The sequence below is a fragment of the Clavibacter sepedonicus genome (assembly GCF_000069225.1).
Taxonomy (GTDB): Bacteria; Actinomycetota; Actinomycetes; order Actinomycetales; family Microbacteriaceae; genus Clavibacter; species Clavibacter sepedonicus.
Map to the genome: position 1 here is coordinate 558,779 of NC_010407.1, position 25,840 is coordinate 584,618.

At 72.1% G+C, this 25,840-nt stretch carries 23 protein-coding genes and 2 pseudogenes; 18 read left to right on the forward strand and 7 right to left on the reverse strand.

The window, feature by feature from the left end:
• Nucleotides 1–84 precede the first annotated feature (84 nt).
• The 4 genes from CMS_RS02630 to CMS_RS02645 are packed head-to-tail and all read right to left on the reverse strand — an operon-like array spanning nt 85 to nt 4,155.
• Nucleotides 85–843: an ABC transporter ATP-binding protein gene (locus CMS_RS02630; RefSeq protein WP_041464333.1), complete on the reverse strand. Its 759-nt coding sequence runs from the start codon at nt 841–843 to the stop codon at nt 85–87.
• Nucleotides 840–1,763, reverse strand: a complete 924-nt coding sequence (locus CMS_RS02635) for an ABC transporter ATP-binding protein (RefSeq protein WP_012297974.1) — start codon at nt 1,761–1,763, stop codon at nt 840–842. Before CMS_RS02635 ends, CMS_RS02630 begins: the two co-directional genes overlap by 4 nt.
• Complete coding sequence (locus CMS_RS02640) at nt 1,756–2,727, reverse strand: branched-chain amino acid ABC transporter permease (protein WP_012297975.1); 972 nt, start codon at nt 2,725–2,727, stop codon at nt 1,756–1,758. Before CMS_RS02640 ends, CMS_RS02635 begins: the two co-directional genes overlap by 8 nt.
• A gap of 6 nt (nt 2,728–2,733) precedes the next feature.
• Entirely contained in the window at nt 2,734–4,155 is a 1,422-nt protein-coding gene (locus CMS_RS02645; protein WP_041464334.1) for a branched-chain amino acid ABC transporter permease, read from the reverse strand.
• A gap of 276 nt (nt 4,156–4,431) precedes the next feature.
• Between CMS_RS02645 and guaB the strand changes: the two genes are divergently transcribed.
• The 8 genes from guaB (at nt 4,432) to guaA (ending at nt 13,593) form a co-directional block, all read left to right on the forward strand.
• Nucleotides 4,432–5,934: an IMP dehydrogenase gene (gene guaB, locus CMS_RS02650; RefSeq protein WP_012297977.1), complete on the forward strand. Its 1,503-nt coding sequence runs from the start codon at nt 4,432–4,434 to the stop codon at nt 5,932–5,934.
• Nucleotides 5,935–6,101: 167 nt separating this feature from the next.
• Nucleotides 6,102–7,202: a hypothetical protein gene (locus CMS_RS02655; RefSeq protein WP_012297978.1), complete on the forward strand. Its 1,101-nt coding sequence runs from the start codon at nt 6,102–6,104 to the stop codon at nt 7,200–7,202.
• A complete protein-coding gene (locus CMS_RS02660; RefSeq protein ID WP_012297979.1) occupies nt 7,195–8,313 on the forward strand; it encodes a GuaB3 family IMP dehydrogenase-related protein in 1,119 nt (372 codons plus the stop codon). Before CMS_RS02655 ends, CMS_RS02660 begins: the two co-directional genes overlap by 8 nt.
• 101 nt (nt 8,314–8,414) lie before the next feature.
• Nucleotides 8,415–8,948, forward strand: a complete 534-nt coding sequence (locus CMS_RS02665) for a cation:proton antiporter regulatory subunit (protein ID WP_012039247.1) — start codon at nt 8,415–8,417, stop codon at nt 8,946–8,948.
• Between the two features lie 3 nt (nt 8,949–8,951).
• Nucleotides 8,952–10,475 carry a cation:proton antiporter gene (locus CMS_RS02670; RefSeq protein ID WP_012297980.1) on the forward strand — a complete coding sequence of 508 codons (1,524 nt, stop codon included), beginning with the start codon at nt 8,952–8,954 and terminating at the stop codon, nt 10,473–10,475.
• Entirely contained in the window at nt 10,475–11,464 is a 990-nt protein-coding gene (locus CMS_RS02675; RefSeq protein WP_012297981.1) for an SURF1 family cytochrome oxidase biogenesis protein, read from the forward strand. The genes CMS_RS02670 and CMS_RS02675 overlap by 1 nt, the downstream gene beginning before the upstream one ends.
• A gap of 9 nt (nt 11,465–11,473) precedes the next feature.
• Entirely contained in the window at nt 11,474–12,016 is a 543-nt protein-coding gene (locus tag CMS_RS02680) for a DUF3817 domain-containing protein (RefSeq protein ID WP_012297982.1), read from the forward strand.
• Complete coding sequence (gene guaA / locus CMS_RS02685) at nt 12,013–13,593, forward strand: glutamine-hydrolyzing GMP synthase (RefSeq protein WP_012297983.1); 1,581 nt, start codon at nt 12,013–12,015, stop codon at nt 13,591–13,593. Before CMS_RS02680 ends, guaA begins: the two co-directional genes overlap by 4 nt.
• 108 nt (nt 13,594–13,701) lie before the next feature.
• On the opposite strand, the pseudogene CMS_RS02690 reads toward guaA, so the two are convergent.
• Nucleotides 13,702–14,506 (reverse strand): annotated as a pseudogene (locus CMS_RS02690) (Bax inhibitor-1/YccA family protein).
• Nucleotides 14,507–14,638: 132 nt separating this feature from the next.
• Here CMS_RS02690 and CMS_RS02695 point away from each other — a divergent pair.
• A complete protein-coding gene (locus CMS_RS02695; RefSeq protein ID WP_012297984.1) occupies nt 14,639–15,697 on the forward strand; it encodes a glycerophosphodiester phosphodiesterase family protein in 1,059 nt (352 codons plus the stop codon).
• Nucleotides 15,698–15,707: 10 nt separating this feature from the next.
• On the opposite strand, the gene CMS_RS16460 is transcribed toward CMS_RS02695, so the two are convergent.
• Both CMS_RS16460 and CMS_RS02705 read right to left on the reverse strand, forming a co-directional pair.
• Nucleotides 15,708–16,670 carry an IS481-like element IS1121 family transposase gene (locus CMS_RS16460; protein WP_012296866.1) on the reverse strand — a complete coding sequence of 321 codons (963 nt, stop codon included), beginning with the start codon at nt 16,668–16,670 and terminating at the stop codon, nt 15,708–15,710.
• Nucleotides 16,671–16,776: 106 nt separating this feature from the next.
• Nucleotides 16,777–17,097: pseudogene (locus tag CMS_RS02705) on the reverse strand (YqaJ viral recombinase family protein); the annotation flags it as partial.
• Nucleotides 17,098–17,269: 172 nt separating this feature from the next.
• Here CMS_RS02705 and CMS_RS02710 point away from each other — a divergent pair.
• The 9 genes from CMS_RS02710 (at nt 17,270) to CMS_RS02750 (ending at nt 25,743) form a co-directional block, all read left to right on the forward strand.
• Nucleotides 17,270–17,500: a hypothetical protein gene (locus CMS_RS02710; RefSeq protein ID WP_041464335.1), complete on the forward strand. Its 231-nt coding sequence runs from the start codon at nt 17,270–17,272 to the stop codon at nt 17,498–17,500.
• Nucleotides 17,501–17,510: 10 nt separating this feature from the next.
• A complete protein-coding gene (locus tag CMS_RS02715; protein WP_012297986.1) occupies nt 17,511–18,422 on the forward strand; it encodes a TOMM precursor leader peptide-binding protein in 912 nt (303 codons plus the stop codon).
• Complete coding sequence (locus CMS_RS02720) at nt 18,419–19,681, forward strand: YcaO-like family protein (protein ID WP_012297987.1); 1,263 nt, start codon at nt 18,419–18,421, stop codon at nt 19,679–19,681. Before CMS_RS02715 ends, CMS_RS02720 begins: the two co-directional genes overlap by 4 nt.
• 58 nt (nt 19,682–19,739) lie before the next feature.
• Nucleotides 19,740–20,708, forward strand: coding sequence for a SagB/ThcOx family dehydrogenase (locus tag CMS_RS02725; RefSeq protein WP_012297988.1), 969 nt, complete (start codon nt 19,740–19,742; stop codon nt 20,706–20,708).
• Complete coding sequence (locus tag CMS_RS02730) at nt 20,701–21,657, forward strand: ABC transporter ATP-binding protein (RefSeq protein ID WP_012297989.1); 957 nt, start codon at nt 20,701–20,703, stop codon at nt 21,655–21,657. The genes CMS_RS02725 and CMS_RS02730 overlap by 8 nt, the downstream gene beginning before the upstream one ends.
• 291 nt (nt 21,658–21,948) lie before the next feature.
• Nucleotides 21,949–22,425: a hypothetical protein gene (locus CMS_RS17705; RefSeq protein WP_223842702.1), complete on the forward strand. Its 477-nt coding sequence runs from the start codon at nt 21,949–21,951 to the stop codon at nt 22,423–22,425.
• A gap of 121 nt (nt 22,426–22,546) precedes the next feature.
• Nucleotides 22,547–23,611, forward strand: coding sequence for a sugar phosphate isomerase/epimerase family protein (locus CMS_RS02740; RefSeq protein WP_012297990.1), 1,065 nt, complete (start codon nt 22,547–22,549; stop codon nt 23,609–23,611).
• Between the two features lie 495 nt (nt 23,612–24,106).
• A complete protein-coding gene (locus CMS_RS17710; protein WP_223842703.1) occupies nt 24,107–24,547 on the forward strand; it encodes a TolB family protein in 441 nt (146 codons plus the stop codon).
• Nucleotides 24,548–24,714: 167 nt separating this feature from the next.
• Nucleotides 24,715–25,743: a TerC family protein gene (locus tag CMS_RS02750; protein ID WP_041464336.1), complete on the forward strand. Its 1,029-nt coding sequence runs from the start codon at nt 24,715–24,717 to the stop codon at nt 25,741–25,743.
• The last annotated feature ends 97 nt before the right edge of the window (nt 25,744–25,840 follow it).

Here is a 25,840-nt window from a genome sequence, read left to right on the forward strand (position 1 = left end):
GGGTGCCGATGCCGTCGCATGCACCCCGGACACGACGACGCGGCACCCCGGGGGATGCCGCGTCGTGTCGTGCGTGAGCCGGGATCAGGGCTGGGGTGCCGCCTTGGCCTTCTCCTGGTCGGCCGCGAGCGTGCCGAGGTACAGCTCGATGACCTTCGGGTCGTTCATGAGCTCGCGCCCGCGGCCCTCGTACGCGTCCTTGCCCTGGTCGAGCACGTAGCCGCGGTCGCAGATCTGCAGGGCGCGGCGGGCGTTCTGCTCCACGATCATGACGGAGACGCCCGCGCGGTTGATCTGCGCGACGTTGATGAACGTCTCGTCCTGGCGCACGGGGGAGAGGCCGGCGGACGGCTCGTCGAGGAGCAGCACCGTCGGGTCCATCATGAGCGCGCGCGACATGGCGACCATCTGCCGCTCGCCGCCCGAGAGGGATCCGGCGCGCTGCTTCAGCCGCTTGCCGAGCTCCGGGAACAGGTCGGTGACGAACGCCAGCCGCTCCTTGTACATCTTGGGCTTCTGGTAGGCGCCCATCTGCAGGTTCTCGTCGATCGTGAGCGTGGGGAACACGTTGTTGTTCTGCGGCACCATGCCGACCCCGCGCGTGACGAGCTTGTCGGCCTTGAGGCCCGTGATGTCCTGGCCGTTCAGCTCGATGCTGCCGCCGCGCACGTTCACCTGCCCGAAGATCGCCTTCAGCAGCGTGGACTTGCCGGCGCCGTTCGGGCCGATGATGCCGACCAGCTCGCCCTTGTCGACGTGCACGTTGCACCCGTTGAGGATGTTGACCCCGGGCAGATAGCCCGCGTGGAGGTCGGTGGTCTGGAGGACCCGCTCGATCGTCACTTGTCTGCCGCTTCCTTCTCGATCTCGTCCTTGACGAGGTCGGACTCCATGTCCTTCGCCACCTCGCGCTGGCCCGTGAGGGTGCCGAGGTCGGTGTCGTGGTGGGCGCCGAGGTAGGCGTCGATGACGGCCGGGTCGCTCATCACGGTCGAGGGCGGGCCCTCGGCGACGATGCGGCCCTCGGCCATGACGACCACCCAGTCGGCGATCTCGTTGACCATGTGCATGTCGTGCTCGACGAACAGCACGGTCATGCCCTCGGTCTTGAGGTCGAGGATGTGGTGGAGCAGCGACTGCGTGAGCGCCGGGTTGACGCCGGCCATGGGCTCGTCGAGCATCACGAGGTCGGGCTTCGTCATGAGCGCGCGCGCCATCTCGAGGAGCTTGCGCTGACCGCCGGAGAGGCTGTCCGCGTAGTCCTCCTCCTTGGTGTCGAGCTTGAACTTCCGCAGGAGCCCGCGGGCGCGCTCCGTGATCTCCTCCTCCTTCTTGCGCCAGAGGGGGCGGATCAGGGCGGAGAAGAAGCTCTCACCGCCCTGGCCGGTGGCACCGAGGCGCATGTTCTCCAGCACGGTCATGCCGCCGAGTGCCTTGGTGAGCTGGAAGGTGCGCACCATGCCGAGCCGGGCGACGCGGTAGGCGCTCATGCCGGCGAGGTCCTTCCCCGAGAACTCCCACGTGCCGGTGTTGGGCTTGTCGAAGCCGGTCAGCAGGTTGAAGAACGTGGTCTTGCCGGCGCCGTTCGGGCCGATGAGGGCCGTGATGGAGCCGCGCGGGATCTCGAGGTGGTCGACGTCGACCGCCTTGAGGCCGCCGAACTGCCGGCTGACGCCGTGCGCGACGATGATGGGGTCCTTCTTGGCGCATCCCGGCCCGGCGTCGCCGTCGAGGATGGATGCCACCGGGGTCTTGTCAGGCAAAGTGCGTCTCCTTCTTCTTCCCGAAGATGCCCTGTGGTCGGAAGATCACGAGCAGCATGAGCGCGACGCCCACGATGATGAAGCGGATCGGGCCCTGCTGCGTGCTCGAGAGCGGCAGCCATTCGTTGGTCACGGCGAGGCTGAGCAGGCCGTCCGAGAGCGACAGCGTGACCCAGAAGATGATCGAGCCGATGACCGGCCCGAAGATCGTGGCCGCACCGCCCAGCAGCATGATCGTGTAGAGGAAGAAGGTGAGCTGCGTGCCGTAGTTGTCCGGCTGCAGCGACCTGGGGAGGATGAAGACCACGCCCGCCAGCCCGCCGAACACGCCGCCGAGCACGAGCGCCTGCATCTTGTAGGAGTAGACGTTCTTGCCGAGCGCGCGGACCGCGTCCTCGTCCTCGCGCACGCCCTTCAGCACGCGGCCCCAGGGGCTGCGCATGAGGAGGAACACCAGCAGGCAGGCGATGCCGACGAGGCCCCAGCCGACGATGCGGATCCACCACTGGTCGGAGGAGTAGGTGAGGACGCCGGCGCCGAAGCGGCCCTCGGGCAGCGGGTTCAGCGCGTTGAAGCCGTTTGCCGCGCCGTTGATGCCCTCCGAGCCGCCGGTGACCGACGAGAACTCGGGTGTCTTGACGCTCAACCGGATGATCTCGGCCGCGGCGATGGTCACGATGCTCAGGTAGTCGGCCCGCAAGCGCAGGGTCGGGATGCCGAGGATCAGCGCGAACACGGTGGAGGCGACGATCGCCGCCAGCAGCGACGCCCAGACGGGCCATTCGTACATGACCGCCGTGATGGCGAACGCGTATCCGCCGATAGCCATGAAGCCGGCCTGGCCGAAGTTCAGCAGGCCCGTGAAGCCGAAGTGGATCACGAGGCCGACGGTCGCGAGCGCGTACGCCGCGGTGGTCGGCGAGAAGATCTCGCCGAGCGCCAGGAAGATGAAGTTGGAGTTCATGCGCGGCTAACCGATCCGATCTTTCCGACCCAGGATGCCCTGGGGCCTGACGAGCAGGATGACGATCATGACCACGAGAGCGGCCACGTACTTCATGTTCTCGGGCAGGACCATGGTGCTGACGTTGATGAAGACGCCGATCACGATCGAGCCGATGAGCGCGCCGAACGCCGTGCCGAGTCCGCCGAGGACGACGGCCGAGAAGACGAGCAGCAGGATGGACGCGCCCGTGTCCCAGCGCAGCGACTGGTAGTAGGCGATGAAGACGCCGGACAGCGCGGCCAGCGCGGCCCCGCCGATCCAGACCACGCGGATCACGCCCTCCACGTCGATGCCCGACGCGGCCGCGAGCGAGCGGTTGTCGGAGACGGCGCGGGTGGCCTTGCCGATCTTCGTGTAGAGCAGCACGTACGCGACGGCGACGAGCAGCACGATCGAGACGATCGCGCCGACCACGTCGGTGAACTTGAGGCTGACGGGCCCGACGACGAGGAACGGCGCCGAGCTGTTCGGGAGCGTCAACCGGTCGGCGCCGAAGATGAACTGGAAGGTGTAGCGCAGGGCGAGCGACAGGCCGATGGTGACGATCATCAGCGGCACGAGCCCGAGCCGCCTCCGCCGCAGGGGCTTCCAGATCGCCGCGTCCTGCACGAACCCGAAGGCCCCGCCGAGGACGACCGTGATGATGATCGCGAGCACCGGGTTGAGGCCGAGCACGTTGCTGAAGAGGTAGGCCATGAGCGCGCCGAAGGTGACGAGCTCGCCGTGCGCGAAGTTGTTGAGGCCCGTGGTGCCGTAGATGAGGGAGAGGCCGATCGCGGCGAGCGCGAGCAGCAGGCCGAAGATCAGGCCCGTCACGACCTTGGGCCAGAAGATCTTCCAGAAGTTGTTCTCGGTCACGGGCTCCGCGGTGCCGCTGACGGCGCCCGTCTCGGTGTCCGGCGCGGCGGTCTCGCCGCCGGTGGATGTGCCCGCGTCGTCGCTGGCGCTCGGCGCGGGCGTGGAACCCGCCGCACCGCTGGCCGCGCCGTCCGGGGCGATGAAGAAGAAGGCCGGGACGTTCTTGTTGCCTGCGGCGACGTCGATCTCGCGGGGGCTGGAGCCCGCCCGGGGCACCCCGGCGCCCTCGGGGATGGTGGACTCGTCGACCTCGACCGTGAAGGAGCCCGGCGCGCTGAGGCCGACCTCGGCCTTGCCGTCCGCGCCGGTCGTGCCGGTGGCCTCGACGCCGCCGCCCGAGACCTTCACCGTGACACCGGCGATGCCCGCATTGTCGGCGTCCGCCCGGACCCACACGAGCAGCGACTGCTCGGCGGACGCCGGGTCGACCGCCTGGGGCGCGGCGCGTGGATCCGCGTGCGCCGCCGACGGGGACGAGAGGAGAAGTGCGGTGCAGGCGAACGCCACCGCGAGAATCAGGGCCCACATGCGCTGCGCGCGTGCTCCGGCCGAACCAGTCGCTATCACTAGACCTCCATAGGGGGAGCCGTGCGACGGGTACATCCGCACAGGCACCGCGACTACCGTCAGGACGACGTTGGTTGACAGTACGTGCTGATTATGTCCTGGATGTTTCGGGCGTGTGCGGCGTGGAGACGTGATATGTGGGGAATGCGGGTGGGTGCGCACCGTTAACATCGGTACACCGGTTGCCGACGCGGTCCCCCGGGTGCCCCATCCGCCTCACATCCCCCTGGAGGGAAATTGGACCAGTCCGACCCGTTCGGCGTCATCGGCCTCACCTACGACGACGTGATGCTCCTGCCGGGGCACACCGACGTGATCCCGAGCGAGGCGGACACCACGTCCCGCCTCACGCGCAACATCACCGTCGCCGCTCCTCTCCTCTCCTCCGCGATGGACACCGTCACCGAGGCGCGCATGGCCATCGCGATGGCGCGTCAGGGCGGGCTCGGGGTCATCCACCGCAACCTCTCCATCGAGGACCAGGCCGCCTTCGTCGACAAGGTGAAGCGCAGCGAGTCGGGCATGATCACGAACCCGGTCACCACGCGCCCCGACGCCACGGTCGCCGAGGTGGACGCGCTCTGCGGCCAGTTCTGCGTCTCCGGCCTCCCGGTCGTCGAGTCCGACGGCACGCTCGTTGGCATCATCACGAACCGCGACATGCGCTTCGTCTCGCCCGTGCAGGCTGCCACGACGCTCGTGCGCGACGTGATGACCCCCACCCCGCTCATCACGGGCCAGGTCGGCATCGACCCCGACCACGCCATCGCGATCTTCGCGGAGCACAAGATCGAGAAGCTCCCGCTGGTCGACGACCAGGGCAAGCTGCGCGGCCTCATCACGGTCAAGGACTTCGACAAGTCGGAGCAGTACCCGGACGCGACGAAGGACGCCGAGGGGCGCCTCCGCGTCGGCGCGGCCATCGGGTTCTTCGGCGACGCGTGGCAGCGCGCGCTCGCGCTGGTCGAGGCCGGCGTCGACGTGCTCGTGGTCGACACGGCCAACGGCGACAGCAAGGGCGTGCTCGACATCATCCGCCGCCTGAAGTCCGACCCGGCCACGTCGCACGTCGATGTGATCGGCGGCAACGTCGCCACCCGCTCGGGCGCGCAGGCGCTCATCGAGGCGGGAGCGGACGCGATCAAGGTGGGTGTCGGCCCCGGGTCGATCTGCACCACGCGCGTCGTCGCGGGCGTCGGCGTCCCCCAGGTCACCGCGGTCTACGAGGCGTCGCTCGCCGCGCGCGCCGCGGGCATCCCCGTCATCGCCGACGGCGGCCTGCAGTACTCGGGCGACATCGCGAAGGCGCTCGTCGCCGGCGCCGACACCGTCATGCTCGGCAGCCTGCTCGCGGGCTGCGACGAGAGCCCCGGCGACCTCATGTTCGTCGGCGGCAAGCAGTTCAAGAGCTACCGGGGGATGGGTTCGCTCGGCGCCCTGCAGACCCGCGGCTCGAAGACCTCGTACTCGAAGGACCGCTACTTCCAGTCCGACGTGCCGAACGACGACAAGCTCATCCCCGAGGGCATCGAGGGCCAGGTCCCCTACCGCGGATCCCTCGCGAACGTCGTGTACCAGCTCACCGGCGGCCTCCGGCAGTCGATGTTCTACGTCGGCGCCCGCACGGTCGGCGAGCTCAAGGACCGCGGGCGCTTCGTGCGGATCACGGCGGCCGGGCTCAAGGAGTCGCACCCGCACGACGTGCAGATGGTGGTCGAGGCGCCCAACTACCGGCGCTGATGAGGTGAGCCGCGCGGATCCCGCGCGGTGGTGACGAGGGACCGGTGCCGTGCGCACCGGCCCCTCGCGCGTGCGGGGGCTCCCTCACAGGACCCGCCTCCGGCCGCGTGCCCGGCGGGTCGCTGCCGGGCGGGTCCCCGGCCCGCTCGCGGCGCGACACTGCCCGCATGCAACCGACCCCGCCGTCGCCCGCCGTCCGTCCGCTCGAGGCCGCGACCCTCGGGCCACCCGGGGTGGCGTTGATTCTCTCGGGGATCCTGCCCGTGTCGCCCACGGAAGCCGTGGGTGAGGAGGAGCGCGCCGAGGCCGCGGCCGTCGCCCGGGCGGAGGCCCGCGGCGAGCTCGTGCGGGTGCGGGCCGGGGTCCATGTGGAGCGCGCGGCCTGGGAGGCGGTGACGGCGTGCGAGCGGCACCTGCTGCGGATCCGCGCGCTCGCCCGGGTGTCCCCGGCGCCCGTGGTGGTCGGCGGCGCCTCGGCCGCCGCCGTGCACGGCCTGCCGCGCGTCACGCCGTGGCCGCAGGCGGTGACGCTGCTCGACGTGCCGGGTCTCCCGCAGGGGCGCAGGGCGGGCACGCGCATCGTGCGGGATCCCTCCTACGGGCGCTCGTCGCTCGTGCGAGGCGTCGGCGGCGTGCGGTTGCCCGGGCTCGCGGCGACCGCGCTCGCCGCCTCGCACGAGGCGGCCGTGGCCGCCGTGCGCGGAGCCGCCGGCTGCGGGCCGGGGTGGTCCGCCCACGGCCTGGTCGCGCTCGACGACGCGCTCGCGCCCGCCCGCGTCGCGGCCACGACGCGCGCGGAGCTCCACGCCGAGCGGGAGCTGCGGGGGCCCGGCCCGTGGAGCAGGCGCGCGGAGCTGCTGGTCGACGCCGCGGACGGGTCGGCCGCGGGCCCCGTGGAGTCGATCGCCCGCGGGGTCGCGGGGGAGGCGGGGCTGGCGCGGCCCATCGTCGGGCCGCTCGTGCCGGGTCACGGGAGGCTCGCGCTGGCCTGGCCGCGGCAGCGGGTCGGGCTCAGGATCCACCGGGTCCACCCGGGTGGGCGCATCGCCGCCGGGTGCTGTGCGGCGGAGGGACACGAGGTCGCGGAGTGGCGCGTCGTGGAGGCGACCGAGCGGGACGTCCTGGTCGCCGGGCGCCTGCGCGCGCTCCTCCTGCATGCGGGTCTCGAGCCCGAGCGGCGCGCTGCGTCGGCCGTCGCCGGGGCGCTCGCGGATCCGGAGCGCGGCCGGTCACGCAGGAGCCCGCCGCTAGGCTGTGCGGGTGAGTGATGTAGAGATCGGCCGCGCCAAGCGCGCCCGCCGCGTGTACGCGTTCGACGACATCGCCATCGTCCCGTCGAGGCGCACGCGCGACCCGCAGGACGTGTCGGTCTCGTGGTCCATCGACGCGTACCAGTTCGAGATCCCGTTCCTCGCGGCACCCATGGACTCCGTGGTCTCCCCGGCGACGGCCATCGCCATGGGGCGCTTCGGCGGCCTCGGCGTCCTCGACCTCGAGGGCCTCTGGACGCGGTACGAGCACCCGGAGCGCCTGCTCGAGGAGATCCGCTCGCTGCCGCCCGAGTCGGCGACCGCCCGCATGCAGCAGATCTACTCGGAGCCGATCAAGCCCGAGCTCATCACGGCGCGCATCGCGGAGATCCGCGCGGCCGGCGTCGTGGTGGCCGCGGCGCTGTCGCCCCAGCGCACCGCCGACCACTACGAGACCGTGGTGGCGGCCGGCGTCGACCTCTTCGTCATCCGCGGCACCACCGTCTCCGCCGAGCACGTGTCCAAGGGCGCGGCTCCCCTCAACCTCAAGAAGTTCATCTACGAGCTCGACGTGCCCGTCATCGTCGGCGGCGCGGCCACCTATACGGCCGCCCTGCACCTCATGCGCACGGGCGCGGCGGGCGTGCTCGTCGGGTTCGGCGGGGGAGCGGCGTCCACGACGCGCTCCACCCTCGGGATCCACGCGCCCATGGCCACCGCGCTCTCCGACGTCGCCGGCGCCCGCCGCGACTACATGGACGAGTCCGGAGGCCGGTACGTGCACGTCATCGCCGACGGCGGCCTCGGCAGCTCGGGCGACATCGTCAAGGCCATCGCGGTCGGCGCCGACGCGGTCATGCTCGGATCCACGCTCGCCCGCGCCACGGACGCGCCCGGCCAGGGCTTCCACTGGGGCGCCGAGGCGCACCACTCCGAGCTGCCCCGCGGCCACCGTGTGCGCGTCGACCAGGTCGCACCGCTCGAGCAGATCCTCTACGGCCCGTCGACCACGGCCGACGGCAGCGCCAACCTGGTGGGTGCCCTGCGCCGCGCCATGGCCACCACCGGCTACTCCGACCTCAAGGAGTTCCAGCGCGTCGAGGTCGTCGTCGCGCCGTACGGCAAGTAGTCCGCGCCGGCCACCCGGCCGAGCCCCTGCCGCGCCGAGCGGACAGGGAACATGCGGGGCGCGGCCCGCGTTGTGAACCACAGGAAGAGGGAGGTGCGCGCATGGCGGAGGTCCGTCGCGTCAAGCTGCCGGGTGTCGGCGTGCTGCACACCTTCATCACCGACGACGGGGGCAAGGTCGGCGTCATCGCCCACCGCTCCGGCCACAGCGACCTCATCACCTTCTCCGAGGAGCAGGACGGGCCCGACACGCAGAAGGTGTCGCTCCGCCTGAGCGAGGACGAGGCGCACACGCTCGCCGAGCTGCTCGGTGGCACGCGCATCACGGAGTCGCTCGACAAGCTCGACCAGATCCCCGGCCTCAGCATCGACTGGTTCACGGTCGACTACGACGACCACATCGCCGGCCAGGCGCTCGGCAACCTCGCCTCGCGCGGCGTCGTCGGGCTCACGGTCGTGGCGGTCGTCCGCGGCGAGTCCGCCAACCCCGCTCCGTCGGACGACTTCACCGTCTACCCGGGTGACACGCTCGTCGTCGCCGGATCCCCCGAGAAGGTCGCCAAGGCCTTCGCGTTCTACCGGACGGGTGAGTTCCCGCACCGCCCCGCGCCCGGCTCCGCGCCGGACGGAGGGTAGCGGGTGCACCACGGCCTCGACCTCATCGTCCTCGGCCTGCTGTTCGTCCTCGCCTACGCGTTCGGCCAGCTCGGCAAGCGCATCGGCCTGCCCGCGATCCCCATCTACATGCTCGTCGGGCTCCTCGCGAGCCCGAACGTCGACTGGTTCCCCCTCGACTTCGCCTCGGGTGACATCGAGCTGATCGCCGTCTTCGGCCTGATCCTCCTGCTGTTCAACCTCGGGCTGGAGTTCGACCAGGACGAGTTCTTCGGCAACGCCGGGAAGCTCATCATCTCGGGCGGCTCGTACGTGCTCATCAACATGGGCGTCGGCTTCGCGTTCGGGTTCGCCCTCGGCTGGGGCACCTGCGAGGCGCTCATCATCGCGGGGATGACGGCGACCTCCTCGAGCGCCATCGTCACCAAGCTGCTCATCGAGCTGAACCGGCTCGCCAACGACGAGACGCCCATGATCCTGGGCGTCACCGTGGTCGAGGACATCTTCATCGCGGTCTACCTCGCCATCGTGTCCGTCGTGCTGAGCGGCCAGACCGAGCCGTGGGCGGTGGTGGGCCAGCTGGCGGTGTCGTTCGCGTTCCTCGTCGTGATGTTCACGGTGGCGCGCAAGGGCGGGGCGTTCCTGTCGCGCTTCATGCGCACCCGCGACGTCGAGCTGTTCACGGTCCTGTTCTTCGGCCTCGCGATCCTCTTCGGCGGCATCGGCGAGGTGCTCGGCGTCACCGACGCGATCGGGGCGTTCCTCATCGGGCTCGTGCTCGGTGCCACGCGCGTGCGCAACCGGATCGAGCAGATCGCCATCCCGCTGCGCGACGTGTTCGGCGCCTTCTTCTTCCTGAACTTCGGCCTCGCGCTGGATCCCGGCGAGTTCCCCACGGTCGTCGTCCCGGTGCTTGGCGCTGTGCTCATGACGGTCGTGCTCAACCTCATCGCCGGGCAGTTCGTCGCCTGGCTCAACGGGCACGGCGCGCAGGCCGGCATCAACACGGCCTTCATCCTGCAGAACCGCGGCGAGTTCGCGCTCATCCTCGCGACCCTGTCGCTGTCGGCGGGGCTCGACGAGCGGATCCAGCCCTTCGCGGGTCTCTACGTGCTGGTGATGGCGATCATGGGGCCGCTCCTCGCCGCGAACTCGGTGCGCATCGGCACGGCCGTGCTGCCCACGAGGTACCGCTCCGCCACGAAGCGCGCGGCCGAGAAGGCCGAGCGCGACGCGGAGCGGGCCGGGGCGCTCGCGCTGTTCGAGGCGGCCGAGCGCGGGGCGCATGCGCCCGCCGACGCCTTCGACGACGGACTCGCGGTGGCGGGCTCCCGGCCGGGCACGGCGACCCGCGGCACCACGCCCGGCACCGGGCCCGAGACCGAGGACGTGCCCGGCACCCCGCGGGCCGCGGATGCCGACGCGGACGCGGACGGCCCCGACGGCCGGGGTCCCGCGCCCGCCCGCCGCCGCGCCGAGCAGGCCGGCCAGCAGTCCGACCACGACACCTGGACACCGCCCACCCGCGAACGGGAACCCGACTACTGATGACGCACGCATCCGACCCCCGCACCCACGCCGAGCCGCGTCCCGACGCCGAGCCCGCGGGATCCGGCCCGGGCGGCCGCGACGCCCCCGGCCCCAGCCTCGGCCAGGTCGCACGCCGCCCCCGCTCTGTCGCGCTGCTGGCGCTGGCCCTGGTCATCGCGGCGGGCTTCGCCGCGCTCGGGCAGTGGCAGCTGGCGCGCGCGGTCGAGTCGGGCGTCGTCATCGAGCGCGACACCGAGACGGCGCTGCCGCTCGGCACGCTGGTCGAGCCGCAGGGCTACGTCACCGACCGGTCCGCCGGGCACATGGTCACCGTCGCCGGCTCCCTGGTCCCCGGCGACTTCGTCGTCGTCTCCGACCGCCTCAACGCCGGCCGCACCGGGGCCTGGGTGGTCGGTCACCTGTCGATCACGGACGACGGCGGCTCCGCGGATCCCGCGCCCGACGCGCTGCCGGACAGCGTCCCCGTCGCGCTCGGCTGGGCCGCGACCGACGAGGAGGCAGCCGGCGTCGCCGCGAAGCTGAACGCGGGCGACGGATCCCCCGTGGGAGTCCAGGAGATCGTCGGCCGCTTCCTGCCGAGCGAGCAGCCCGAGCCCGCAGGCGAAGGCCAGGACCCCGAGCGCATGACCCGGCTCAGCACGGCCGCGCTCATCAACCTCTGGCCGGGCGAGCTGGGCGACGTCTACAACGGCTTTATCGTCGCGTCGACGCCCGTGGCCGGCCTTACCGCGATCGACTCGCCGCCGCCCAGCGAGGCCGTGCAGCTCAACTGGCTCAACATCTTCTACGCGGCGGAGTGGGCGGTCTTCGCGATCTTCGCGATCGTGGTCTGGTACCGCACGGTGCGCGACACGTGGACCCGCGAGCAGCCCGGATACCGCGATGACGACGACGACGATGACGACGACGACCCGCTCCCCGAGGGCGGCCTCGACGACGCCGCCGGCGCTCCTGGTCGCGGGATCCGCGCAGACGCCGACCGGTAGGATCCACGCATGGCCTACGGACTCAAGCGCTCCGACGTCCCGCAGATCCGGAGGGTCCTCGGCTTCTACCGCGTCATGGCGTTCATCACCGGCGCGTTCCTGCTCCTCCTCGTCGTGGAGATGGGCATCAAGTACCTGCCCGGCTTCCAGTTCGTCGACGGATCTCTGCAGTACCTGGCCGGCGCCGGCTACGAGCTCGAGCTGAACGGCCCGTCCGGCTTCCTCGCGCTGTCGCCCGCGGACACGCTCACCGGCACGAACCTGAGCCTCCTGATCCAGATCGTCCACGGCAACATCTACGTCGTCTACCTCATCAGCGACTTCCTGCTCTGGCAGAAGATGCGCTGGTCGTTCACCCGCTTCATCCTCATCGCCGCGGGCGGCGTCGTGCCGTTCCTCTCCTTCATCGTCGAGGCGCGCATCGCCCGCCGGGTGCGGGAGGTCATCGCGAAGCTCGAGGCGCCGCGCCGCCCGGCACCCGCCGCCGACGACCGCGACGACGCGGATCCCCGACCCATCGACCCGACCACCACCACGGAGGCCACCACTTGAGCGTCGACAACCCCACGAACCAGCGCCCCGTCCTCGTCGTCGACTTCGGCGCCCAGTACGCGCAGCTGATCGCCCGCCGCGTCCGCGAGGCCAACGTGTACTCGGAGATCGTGCCGTCCACGATCACGGCCGAGGAGATCCGGGCGAAGGACCCGTCGGGCATCGTCCTCAGCGGCGGTCCGTCCAGCGTCTACGAGGAGGGCTCGCCCGGCCTCGACGAGGGGATCCTCGAGCTCGGCGTCCCCGTGCTCGGCATCTGCTACGGCTTCCAGGTCATGGCCCGCGCGCTCGGCGGCGAGGTCGCGCACACCGGTCAGCGCGAGTATGGATCCACGGCGGTCACCCTCACGCCCGGCAGCACCCTGCTCGACGGCCAGCCCGACGACCAGACCGTGTGGATGAGCCACGGCGACTCCGTGTCGAAGGCGCCCGAGGGCTTCGAGATCCTCGCCTCCAGCGCGTCCACGCCCGTCGCCGCGTTCGCGAGCGACGAGCGCCGCCTCTACGGCGTGCAGTGGCACCCCGAGGTCAAGCATTCCGCGCACGGCCAGGCCGTGCTCGAGAACTTCCTGCACCGCGCCGCCGGCATCCCCGGCGACTGGAACAGCGGCAACGTCATCGCCGAGCAAGTCGAGCGGATCCGCGCCCAGGTCGGTGACGCCCGCGTCATCTGCGGCCTCTCCGGCGGCGTCGACTCCGCTGTCGCCGCCGCGATCGTGCACCGAGCGGTCGGCGACCAGCTCACGTGCGTCTTCGTCGACCACGGCCTCCTCCGCCAGGACGAGCGCCGCCAGGTCGAGGAGGACTACGTGGCCGCCACGGGCGTGCGGCTCGTCACGGTGGATGCGGCCGACCAGTTCCTCGACGGCCTCGCGGGCGTCACGGATCCCGAGGCCAAGCGCAAGATCATCGGCCGCGAGTTCATCCGCAGCTTCGAGGGCGCCGCCGAGGCGCTCGTGCTCGAGGCGAAGGCCGACGGCGAGCCGATCCGCTTCCTCGTGCAGGGCACGCTCTACCCGGATGTGGTGGAGTCGGGCGGCGGCACGGGCACCGCGAACATCAAGAGCCACCACAACGTCGGCGGTCTGCCGGAGGACCTCAAGTTCGAGCTCGTCGAGCCGCTCCGCACCCTCTTCAAGGACGAGGTGCGCGCCATCGGCCGCGAGCTCGGCCTGCCCGAGGCCATCGTGGGCCGCCAGCCGTTCCCCGGTCCCGGCCTCGGGATCCGCATCGTCGGCGAGGTCACGGCCGAGCGCCTCGAGCTGCTCCGCAAGGCCGACGCCATCGCGCGTGCCGAGCTCACCGCGGCCGGCCTCGACGACGAGATCTGGCAGTGCCCGGTCGTGCTCCTCGCCGATGTCCGCTCGGTCGGCGTGCAGGGCGACGGCCGCACCTACGGCCACCCCATCGTGCTGCGCCCCGTCTCCAGCGAGGACGCGATGACCGCCGACTGGACCCGCCTGCCGTACGACGTGCTCGCGCGCATCTCGAACCGCATCACGAACGAGGTCGACGGGGTCAACCGCGTCGTGCTCGACGTCACGTCGAAGCCGCCGGGCACCATCGAATGGGAGTGATCCTCCCGCCGGCGCCCCGGCGCTGACACGACGAAGGCCGCTCCCCTCGGGGAGCGGCCTTCATCGTGCTGCCGGTCCGCGGTGCTGTGCCGGGGACCTGCGGTGGTGCTAGTTGTTGCCGCGCAGGATCGCGAAGATGCGCAGCAGCTCGACGTACAGCCACACGATGGTGACCACGAGGCCGAACGCCGCGGTCCAGCCGTACTTGCGCGGGGCGCCGGCGCGGACGCCGCGCTGGATGAAGTCGAAGTCGAGCACCAGCGAGTACGACGCCAGCAGCACCACGAACAGGCCGACGATGACTCCGAGGGGGATGCCCGCGATGGTCTCGCTGCGCAGGCCGAACGGGCTGTCGAAGACCCCGAAGGCCGTGAGCGCGAAGTTGGCGAGCGAGAACACCAGGTAGCCGACCATCGCGATCATGAAGATCTTGGTCGCCTTGGCGGAGGCGCGGATCTTGCCGCTGCGGAACAGCAGTGAGGACCGTCGCGAAGACGGCCGCCGTGCCGAGGACCGCCTGCGTCGCGACACCGGGGTACATGGTGTCGAAGACGCGGGAGATGCCACCCACGAAGAGCCCCTCGAACGCCGCGTACGCGACGATGAGCGGGACGGACGGCTCCTTCTTGAAGGAGTTGACGAGGCCGAGGACGAGGCCGCCGATGCCGCCGAGCATCGCGAGAGGGAGGGCGAGCGGGCCCGAGAGCCACGCGACGGCGCCGAGGACGACGACGATCGCGAGCAGGCTGACCGTCTTGACGGTCGTGTCCTCGAAGGTCATCCGGTCGGTCTCGAGCGGCGTGGCCGACGGGCGGTTGTAGAGCTCGTCGAGGCTCTCCGGGGTCACATCCCTCGTGGGCGTCGCACCCCGGCCGTTGAAGACCGGGTTGTTGGAGAACGTGGGGTTGGCCATGGTCCTTCTACTCTCAGTGGTGGTTGAACGTGATTGCCAGCCAATTTAGCTGGCCAGGCTGGGAGACCACTCGCCTGGGCCGTGCATTTCCCCGGATGAGTACGCGCTCGCCGTCCACCCGACGCCTGTAGCGTGCGCGGCGTGGATCACGCCCCTCGCACTCGCCCCCTCGTCATCGCCCATCGCGGAGCCAGCGGCTACCGCCCCGAGCACTCCGCCGCCGCCGTGCGGCTCGGCTTCGCGCAGGGCGCGGACGCGGTCGAACCCGACCTCGTCGCCTCGTCCGACGGCGTGCTCGTCATCCGGCACGAGAACGAGCTGTCCGGCACGACCGACGTGGCCGACCGCCCGGAGTTCGCCGACCGCCGGGCCACCCGCGTCGTCGACGGCGTGGAGCGCAGCGGCTGGTTCACGGAGGACATGACGTGGGCGGAGATCCGCACGCTCCGCTGCCGGGAGCGGGTCCCCGCGGCCCGGCCGGACAGCGCAGCCCACGACGACCAGGAGACCGTGCTGTCCCTTCCCGACCTGCTGCGGATCATCGACCAGGAGTCGGCGCGCCACGGCCGGCCGCTCGGCATGGTCGCGGAGATGAAGCACGCCACGCACTTCGCCGCCCTCGGCATGCCGCTCGACGAGCTCCTCGCCCGCGACCTGCGCGAGCACGGCTGGGCGGAGGACGCGTCGCGCCTCACGATCGAGTCCTTCGAGCGGAGCGCGCTCCTCGGCGTCCGGGCTCACGGCATCGCGGCGCGACTGGTGTACCTCCTCGACGGACGCGGCGCGGCGATCGACGAGGTCGCCCGCGACGGCGACTCCGCCATCACGTTCGACGAGCAGCTGACGGATGCGGGGCTCGCGGCGCTCGCCGAGGAGGTGGACGGGATCAGCGTCGGCGTCGAGCGCATCTGCCCCGCGGGCGGCTTCGGTTCCGCCGGCGAGGCTGCCCCCGTGTCCGACCTGGTGCCACGCGCTCACGATGCCGGCCTCTCGGTCTTCACCTGGACGCTGCGTCCGGAGAACGCGTTCCTGCCCCAGCCCCTCCGCGGTCCCGGTGCGAGGTCCGCCCACGGTGACTTCCGCACTCACTGGGGGCGCCTCCTCGACTCGGGCGTCGACGGCGTCTTCGTCGACCATCCGGATCTCGCCGTGGAGCTCGTGGGCGATCGCGCGGCGGGCGCCGCGAGCTAGCTGTACTGGGTCATGACGTTGGTGACACTCGGGCCGCGGGCGTGAGCCCGTGGCTTGAGTGGATTCGTTCAGTGTTGTAGTGCTCGATGAAGGGGTCAAGCGCGTCGGCGCGGTGTTGGTTGCTGGTGAAGGGTTGCCGGTAGGCCCACTCGGTCGCGAGGGTCCGGTTGAAGCGCTCGACCTTGCCGTTCTGCCAGGGGCAGTGCGGGCGGATGAACTTCTGCCGCGCGCCCAGGTCCTGGACGGCGTTCTTGAACGCGGTCGAGTGCCGGTAGGCGAACGCGTTGTCCGTGATGACCCGCTCGATCCGGGTGATCCCGCGCCCGGCGAAGTACGCCGCTGCGCGGGTCAGGAACCCGGCCGCGGTCGCGCCTTTCTCATCGGGATGGATCTCCGCGTAGGCGAGACGGGTGTGGTCATCGACCGCGGCATGGACGTAATCGAACCCGATCCCGCGGCCGCGGACCTGCTCGCTGCGCCCGTGGACCCGCCAGCCGCCTCCGTCCGGGATCCTCCCGAGCTTCTTCACGTCCACGTGGATCAGATCACCCGGATGCTCGTGCTCATACCGGTGCGCCGTTGACCGGGATGCCCGGATCACGGCCCCGGTGACGGGGTCCAACCATGCCAACGGCGGCGCCCCGTGCCGGCGCAGGATGCGGGAGATCGTACGGGATGGAACACCTGTCACCGGCGCCAGCCGCGCAGGACCCGCCCGCAACTGGGCCCGCGCTTCCAGCACGGCCCGTTCCCGCTCCGGGCTCGTTCGCCTCGGTACTGACCGGGGCCGCGATGACCGATCCGTCAGCCCTCGCAGCCCCTCGGCACGGAACCGGTTCACCCATCGATGCGCGCACTGCCGCGACACCCCCAGCTCCCGCGCGACGTGCGCGACCGGCCGACGATCCTCCACCACCCGCCGCACGAGGAGAACCCTCCCGTGAACCGTCAGACGAGCATTACCGTGGGACATCGAGGCCTCCTGGCGATGGTTGAACTGAACAGCTCCATCAAGCCAGGAGGCCTCTTCACACGCCCCGAAGTGTCACCAACGTCACGGCCGAGTACAGCTAGCCCGGCGCGTGGAACAGGTGCGCGCTCGGGACGATGCCGTGCTCGGCCTCGACCCAGCGGGCGATCTCCGGCTCGCGCTCGCGGCCGTGGTCGGTGTAGCGGTTGCCGCCGAAGCCGGATCCGTAGAGCTTCTCGAGCGCGACGGCCTGGAGCGAGGCGTCGGTCGCGAGGCGCGCGACGTCGGTCGCGGTGATGCCGAAGCTGCGGGCCCGGAGCCAGGCGACGCGGTCCGACGAGTGGGCGACGATGCGCGTCAGGTGCGGCGGGGGAGGAGGCGGCGCGGGTGCGGCAGGGGCGAGGTCGTCCTCCCAGGGGAAGGCCAGCATCTCGTCCGTCACGGGTTCCAGGGTACGCGCCGGATCCGCCGTGGGCCGCCTCGACGCGAGCGGATGGTCCCGTCCTGTCGAGCCGTTGTCAACAGGGAAAGCGAATACGCCCAGGGCGCGGAAGATCGTGTTAGAAAGGCGTCGTCCCACCCACCCAGAGGAAGGAACGGCAATGTCACTGCTCATGGAATCGGGGGCCCCGGCTCCGCTGCGCACCACCGCGACCGAGGTCGCACCCGCGGCCGGAGGCGACGACGCGTCCGACGCGCTGCTGGCGGAGGCCTTCGGCTTCACCATCACGCACCGCGGCGCGGAGGAGGAGCTCGTGATGGGCGACGTCACCCTGTGCTGCAGCACGACGTGCTCGTCGAGCGGCGGCGGCGGCCGGCAGCAGCCTCGCTGATCGCCCGCGCATGGATTCGTCGACCACGTACTCGGTGAGTCCCCGCTACGCCGTCAGGGAGGTGGAGGACACCCTCCACCTCCTCGGCGGTCGTGAGCTGGTCTCCCTGCAGCTGCCCTCGGGCGATGCCGTCTCCGCGGTGTCGCGCCTCCTCTCCCGTCCCTTCACCCGCGCGGACCTCGACCGGGCGTTCGCCGCGCACGCCCCCGCCGTGGCGCGCCTGGTCGACGAGCTCGTGCTGCGCGACGTCGTGGTCGGGGCGCCGGACGGCTCCGCGGGATCCGTCCCCGACGAGCTCGCGCACGTCCTCGACGAGGCGCGGCGCAACGGCGGCGACCGCACCGGGCTCGGCCCCGTGCGCGACCCCGCCTCGCCCGCCCGCGTCGCGCTCGTGGGCGACATGATCCCCTCGCTCCTCACGGGCCTCGCGGAGGCGCTCCCCTCCGCCGAGCTCGGCGACGAGGACGACGCGGACCTGGTCATCGCGGTCGCCTCCCGGCCCGTCCTCCGGGACGTCGGGGCGCGCATGCACGCCGCCGGGCGCCCGTGGCTCCCGGTGTACCCGTTCGACGGCCGGTTCCAGCTCGTCGGGCCGGTGGTCGTGCCCGGGGAGGGGCCGTGCCTCGAGTGCGTCGCGCTGCGCTGGGCGTCGACCACGCCGTTCGCCGCGGATCACGCCGCGGCGGCCGACGCGGTCGCCGTCGTGCCGCGCGACCCGAGCCTCGACGCCATCACGGCCGGGTTCGCCGCGCGCTACGCCGCTCGGTGGATCCACGCCCACGATTGGCTCGTCGCCAGCACCGTGCTCGTGATCGAGCCCAAGCTCATGGAGGCGGAGGCGCACGCCGTGTTCAGGGTCGCCCGGTGCGGCACGTGCGGTCCCCGCCCCTACGCGGGAGTCGTCTCGCCGTGGCGCGCATGAGCCGCGGCGTAGCGGGCGTCGTCAGCCCGTATACGGGGCTGGTGGAGCACGCGCATCCCATGGCCTTCACGCCCGACGCCATCCCGGACGCCCTCTACTCGGGCCGGTCTGCGGACACGGGGTTCCTCACCGGCACGGCGTCCGAGCGCTTCAGCATGGGGCCGGGCGGATCCCGGATGGAGGCGCGGCGCTCCTGCATCGGCGAGGCCGTGGAGCGCATGTCGCTCGCGGGCGCACCCGGCGGCTTCCGCGCGCCCCTCGGCGCGGACGCCCGCCAGGTGGGGCCGGACGCCTTCCAGCGCTTCCACCCGACGCAGCGCGAGGATCCGGCCTTCCACTTCGAGCGCGCCCGGCCGGGCGACCTCCTCACCTGGATGCCGGCGCGATCCCTGCACCGGGGCGACACGGTGCACGTGCCCGCGCAGATGGTGGTGTTCGACGACCCGCACCGGGCCGACGGGCACCGGGAGCCGCACGTCGAGCCGGCCACCTCGTCCGGCGTCGCGGCGGGGCCGCACTTCGGGTTCGCCGCGGGCCGCGCCGTGCTGGAGCTCATCGAGCGCGACGCGTTCCAGCGCACGTGGTTGCGCGAATCCACGCCCCCGGCCTTCGGCTGGCGCGGCAGTCCCCGGCTCGCCGCCGCGACGCTCCGCGAGCTCGAGCGCCTGGAGGAGCTGTGCGGGCGGTTCGAGGCGTCGTTCACCGTGCGCGTGCTCGACGCGGCGGCCGACGTGCCCGTGCTGCTCGCGGTCATGCGCAGCGACCGCATCGGCGTCGCCGTGGGCTGCGCGGCCGACTTCCGGCTCGACCGCGCGATCCTCAACGCTGTCCGCGAGGCGCTGCACACGCACAACTGGTGCCTGCGGCTGCTCGCGGAGCCGACGATCGACCCGGCCGACGTGGTCGAGTTCGAGGACCACATCCGGCTGCACTGCCGCCCGTCCGCCCGCCCCCTCACGGCTGCGCTCGACGTCTCGGACGAGCGGGTCGCGGCCGTCGGCGGCCCGGCCAGCTGGGCGGAGGTCGTCGCCGGGCTCGACCGGGAGGGCATCGAGGTGCTGCTCGCCGACATCACGGCGCCCGAGGTGCGCGCGGCCGGCTTCCACGTGGTGCGCGCGCTGAGCCCCGACCTCGTGGCGCTCGACGTGGTGCACACGGCGCGGTTCCTCGGGCATCCGCGCCTCTACCGGCGGTGGCGCGACGGGCCCGCGCTCGACGGGCCGGCCGACCTCGTCCCCGTCCCGCACCCGTTCCCGTGACGGCTAGCGCCGCCCGCCCCCGCAGTCGTCCCATCGCCCGCCGCACCAGGAGGATCCCATGAGCACCATCGAGACCGACGCCGCCCCCGACCGGGCGGAGGCTCCGACGGATCCGTCCGCGCCGGCGGATCCGGGTGCCGCCGGATCCGCGCGCTCCCTCGGGAGCGTGGGACCGATCTTCAGCGTCGGGGGCGCCGTCGACCGGCCGGCCGGCGACCCCGCGGAGGACTTCCACGAGGCGTCGAAGATCACGCGGATCACGCACCCCGGCTGGACCGACGTGCGGTACGCCCACCAGATGGCGCAGGAGGCGCAGGGCGTCGCGGACGCCGGGCCGGGCGGGGCCACCTCCGCGCCGCGGCTCCTCCCGGCGCTGCCCCTCCCGCGCGCGCTCCCGCTGCGGCACGAGCTGGGCGCGACGCTGGCGGCGCGTCGGTCGGCGGAGCCGCGCACGCTCGGGCGGCCGGTCGAGCTGGCCGAGCTCGCCACCGTGCTGCGCCTCGCCTACGGACCGCGCGGCGACGGCACGCCGAGGCGGTTCGTGCCCTCGGGCGGCGGGCTGTACCCGCTCGACCTGCACGTGGTCGCGCGGTCGGTGGTGGGGCTCGAGCCGGGGATCCACCAGCTCGACCCGCTGGAGGAGACGCTCGTCGACGTGTCCGGGCTCGACCGGGACGGACAGCTCGCGCGCTTCCGCCGCGCGGCGCCGTCGCTCATGGCGCCGATCCCGGAGACGGCCGCCGTCACGGTCGTCATCACGGGCAGCTTCGAGCGCTCGCGCTGCAAGTACGGGCTCCGCGGCTACCGGCTCACCCTGCTGGAGGCCGGCCACGTGGGGCAGAACGCGCTCCTGGTCGCGACCGCGCTGGGGCTGCCGGTGCTGGGCTGGGTCGGCTTCGTGGACCACGAGCTCGACGCGGTGCTCGGGCTCGACGGGGTGACGCAGTCGTCCCTCTACGCGATCTCGTTCGGCGGCGCGGATCCGGGTGCCCGGCGGTTCGCCGACGAGGAGGCCTCCCATGACTGACGCGGTGGAGCTCGACGGGATCACCCGCACCTTCGGCCGGACGCGCGCGCTCGACGCCGCCTCCTTCTCGCTCGCGCCGGGGCTCGTGCACGCGCTGCTCGGGCCGAACGGATCCGGGAAGACCACGGCCATCGACATCCTGACCGCGACCCGCCACCCCGACGCGGGCCGTGCACGCGTGCTCGGCCACGACGTGCGGCGCGGCGGGCCCACGGCGGCGCTGGTCGCCGTGATGCCGCAGGCGCTCGCGTTCCCCGAGTACCTCACCGTCCGCGAGGTGCTCGCGCTCGCCCTCGTGCCGCACGCCGCCGCGCTCACGCCGGCCGCGGCCATCGACCGGTTCGACCTCGACCGCCTCGCGTCCCGGCAGACCGGCGGCCTGAGCGGCGGCGAGCGGCGGCGGGTCGCGCTCGCGTGCGTCGTCGGCGCCGGGACGCCCGTCGTGGTGCTCGACGAGCCATCGGCAGCGCTCGACATCCCCGGCCGGGCCGCCGTGCGCGACGCCATCGCCGCGGTCCGCGACTCTGGGCGCACGGTGCTCCTCGCGTCGCACGACATGGAGGAGGTCGCGGCGCTCGCTGACACCGTCGTCTGCCTCGACCACGGGCGCGTGGTCGGCCACTGGACCGCCGCCGACTTCCGCGGGCTGGCCGGCGTCCGTCGGGTCGGCTTCGACGCGACCGCCGCCGAGGCGCGGCGCCTGCGGTCGTCCGGCGCAGTGCCCGAGGCGGGGGAGGAGCCGCGCGGCCTCGAGCGGATCCGGTGGGTCATCGACACCGACCGCTCCGACGTCGTGGCCGGGCTGGTGCTCGCCGCCGTGCCGCAGCCGGGCCTCACGGTCGTCGAGCCGGGGCTCGGCGAGATCGTGGAGCGCGTGCTGGCGGACGGCGCCGACGCGATCCCCGCCGATCCGTCGCGCGCCGAGGATCACGCGGGATGCGCCCGATGACCGCCGCGCCGATCCCGGCCCGCCTCACCGCCGGTCGCCGGGTCGCCATCTACCGCGCCCACGTCGTCAGCGAGCTCGCGCAGAACGCGCGCATGCCCGCCTTCGTGCTCCCGCTCCTCGCGTACCCCGTGCTCATCTACGCGGTCGTCGGCCTGCCGCAGGGCGGCCCGCCGAGCGCGCGGCTCAGCGTGCTGCTCGGCTACGTGCTGTTCTCGGTGCTCGGCACGGTGACGTTCCAGTTCGGCGTCGGCGAGGGAGTCGCCGTGGGAGCGGTGGCTGTTCACGGCGCCGGTGCCCGCGTGGATCCGCCTCGCCGCCAAGCTCACGGTCGCGTGCGTCTTCGGCGTCGTCTTCGTGATCCCGGTGGTCGCGGTCGGCATCCTGGCGGGCGGCGTCCGGGTGGATGCGGCCACGCTCGGTTCGGTCGCGCTCGCCGTGCTGGCCGGTGCCGTGCCCATGGCGCTGCTCGGCCTCGCGATGGGCTACTGGTTCCCCGCCCGCGGCGCGCTCGGCCTCGCCAACCTCGTGTACCTGCCCCTGTCGTTCGCGGGCGGTCTGTTCACGGGCGGCGACACGAGCGGTACGCCGTGGGAGTCGCTCACGGTGCTGCTGCCGACGGGCGCGTGGAGCACGCTGACGAGCGCCGCGGCCCGGCACGACACCGCGGTCATGGGCCTCCCGCTGGTGATCCTCGCGGCGTGGGCGGTGCTGCTCGGCGGCATCACGCTGGCCGGCTACCAGCGCACGCAGTCGGCGAACTTTCGCTGACGCCGGCCCGTGAGCGGGCGCGGCCTGGTGTGTAGCGTGGATCCCGCGCGCCGCCACCGGGCCGCGCCACCGCACCGCACCGCACCGCACCGTCATCCGTCACCGTCGACGAGAGGGAACCATGCCCCAGATCACCACCCCCGTAGCGCTCTTCACCGGCCAGTGGGCCGACCTGCCGCTGGAGGAGGTGGCCCGGCTCGCGAGCGGCTGGGGGTTCGACGCCCTCGAGATCGCCTGCTCCGCGGAGCACCTCGACGTGTGGCGCGCGGCGGAGGATCCCGCGTACCTGCGCGGCCGTCTCGAGATCCTCGAGCGCCACGGCCTCCAGGTGCACGCGCTCTCGCAGCACCTCACCGGCCAGGCCGTGTGCGACGACCCCATCGACTTCCGGCACCAGGCGATCCTGCGCTCCAAGGTGTGGGGCGGCGGCCAGGCCGAGGGCGTGCGCCAGCGCGCGGCGGAGGAGCTCAAGCTGACGGCGAAGGCGGCGGCGGCGCTCGGGGTCACGCGCGTGACGGGCTTCACCGGATCCCGCATCTGGCCGTACGTCGCCATGTTCCCGCCCGTGCCCGAGTCGGTCATCGACGCCGGCTACCAGGACTTCGCCGACCGCTGGAACCCGATCATCGACGTGTTCGACGACGAGGGCGTGCGATACGCGCTCGAGGTGCACCCGAGCGAGATCGCCTACGACTACTGGACGACGAAGCGCACGCTCGAGGCGATCGGCCACCGCCCGGGCTTCGGCCTCAACTGGGATCCGAGCCACATGATGTGGCAGGGCATCGACCCGGTGGGCTTCCTCCTCGACTTCGCCGACCGGATCTACCACGTGCACGCCAAGGACACCCGGGTCACGACCGACGGCCGCGGCGGCCGGCTCGGATCCCACCTCCCGTGGGGGAACCCGCACCGCGGCTGGGACTTCGTCTCGGTCGGCCACGGCGACGTGCCGTTCGAGCGCGCCTTCCGGGCGCTGCGGAGCATCGGCTACGACGGCCCGGTGTCGGTCGAGTGGGAGGATGCGGGGATGGACCGCCTGCACGGAGCCCCCGACGCCCTCGCGCGGGTGCGCTCCCTCCTCTGGCCGACGCCGGACAGCCTCTTCGACTCTTCGTTCGCCAACAACCGCGACGACGCGCCGGGCTCCGCGCCCGCCGACGGCCCCACCGGATCCACCGCGTGACGCTGCGCGACGGCCAGCTGGCCCGCCTCCTCGTCGTCGACGTCGAGACGGGCGCCGAGCGCATGGTCGCCGAGTCGGCCGTGCTGCACATCGAGGCGCCGAACTGGACGCCCGACGGCCGCTGGCTCGTCGTGAACGCCGAGGGCGGGCTCTGGCGGCTGCCCGCGCCCGACGCCGAGGAGCCGGATCCGGACCTCCCCGAGCCCGCGGTCGACTTCCATGCGGTCGACCTCGGCGGCGTGCCGCCCATCAACAACGACCACGTCTTCTCGCCCGACGGCGCGCACGTCTACGTCTCCGGCCGCGACGGCCACCTCTACAGCGTCCTCTGGAACGACGGCGCGGGCGGCGAGGGCCGGCGCATCACGGCTGACCGGGATCCGGCGCTCGGCTTCAAGAACTACCTGCACGGCGTCTCGCCCGACGGGCACGACGCTCAGCGTCATCGGCGGCCAGGTCGACGCGCGCGGCGAGTGGACCACGAACATCCACCTCGTGCCCGTCGACGGCGGCCCCACCACGCAGCTGACCGACGACGGCTACCCCGACGACGGCGCCGAGTTCTCGCCCGATGGCGGCTGGCTCTACTTCAACTCCGAGCGCGGATCCGTGGCTGCGGGCCACGCGCAGCTGTTCACGATGCGCACCGACGGCTCCGACACGCACCAGTTCACCTCCGACGAGCGCGTCAACTGGTTCCCGCATCCGTCGCCCGACGGCGAGCACATCGTCTACCTGTCCTTCCCGCCCGGCACGCTCGGCCACCCGGCCGACCGCGACGTGATCCTCCGCGTCATCGATCGGCAGAGCCACCGCACGCGCGACCTCGCGGCGTTCCCTGGCGGCCAGGGCACCATCAACGTCACCAGCTGGGCGCCCGACTCGCGCCGGTTCGCGTACGTCGCGTACCCGTTCCAGGCGCCGAGCCTGACCTGATCCGGGAGCCCGCGGAGGCCGCGGGGCAGGGCGGACGTCGGAGCGGCCGATCCGCGGAGCGCATGCGCGGGTATTTCCCCAGGAGTGAGGAGATCCCGCATGGGATCATGGGGGTCCGCGCCACCCGCCGTCCCGATATCCCGTCGGCCTCATTCCCGGAGACCCCCGTGAACATCACCACGACCACCTGGCTCATCACGATCGCCGTCACCATCGCGTTCTTCGTCTACGAGTTCTTCACCCACGTGCGCAAGCCGCACGAGCCCACCATCGGCGAGTCCGCCCGCTGGTCGGTCTTCTACATCGGCCTCGCCCTGATCTTCGGCGTCGGCATCGGCATCACGAACGGCTGGGGCTTCGGCGGCGAGTACTTCGCCGGCTACCTCACCGAGAAGGCCCTGTCGATCGACAACCTGTTCGTGTTCCTGCTGATCATGACCGGGTTCGCCGTGCCCCGGAAGTACCAGCAGAAGGTGCTGATGATCGGCATCGTCATCGCCCTGATCATGCGCGCCGGCTTCATCGCGCTGGGCGCCGCGCTCATCGAGAACTTCTCCTGGGTCTTCTACATCTTCGGTGCGCTGCTGTTCGTGCTCGCGTACCAGCAGCTGAAGGGCGACCACGGCGGCAACGCGGCGGACAACATGTTCGTGCGCATCGCCCGCCGGATCCTGCCCGTCCACGACGAGTTCGTCGGCGACCGCTTCACCACCAAGATCGACGGCAAGCGCTTCGTCACCCCGCTGCTGCTCTGCGTCATCGCGATCGGCTTCGTCGACCTGGTGTTCGCGCTCGACTCGATCCCCGCCATCTACGGCCTCACCAACGAGGCGTACATCGTCTTCACCGCGAACGCCTTCGCGCTGATGGGCCTCCGCCAGCTGTACTTCCTCATCGGCGGCCTGCTCGAGCGCCTGGTGTACCTGTCGCAGGGCCTCGCGGTGATCCTCGCGTTCATCGGCCTGAAGCTCGTGCTGCACGCGATGCACGTCAACGAGCTGCCGTTCATCAACGGCGGCGAGCCGATGCTGTGGGCGCCTGAGATCCCGATCTGGTTCTCGCTCCTGTTCATCGGCGCGACCATCACGGTCGCCACCGTCGCGAGCCTGGCGAAGACCCGCGGCGACAAGCAGAAGAAGGACCGCGCGAGCGTGGACGGCGAGACCGTCACGCGCGCGACGGAGGAGAAGCACTAGCTCCCACCCGCACGATCCGACGGGCCCGGCGCACCACGCGCCGGGCCCGTCGTCGCCCATCGGCTGCGGTGCAAGTTCGCCCATGGTCATTTCATGG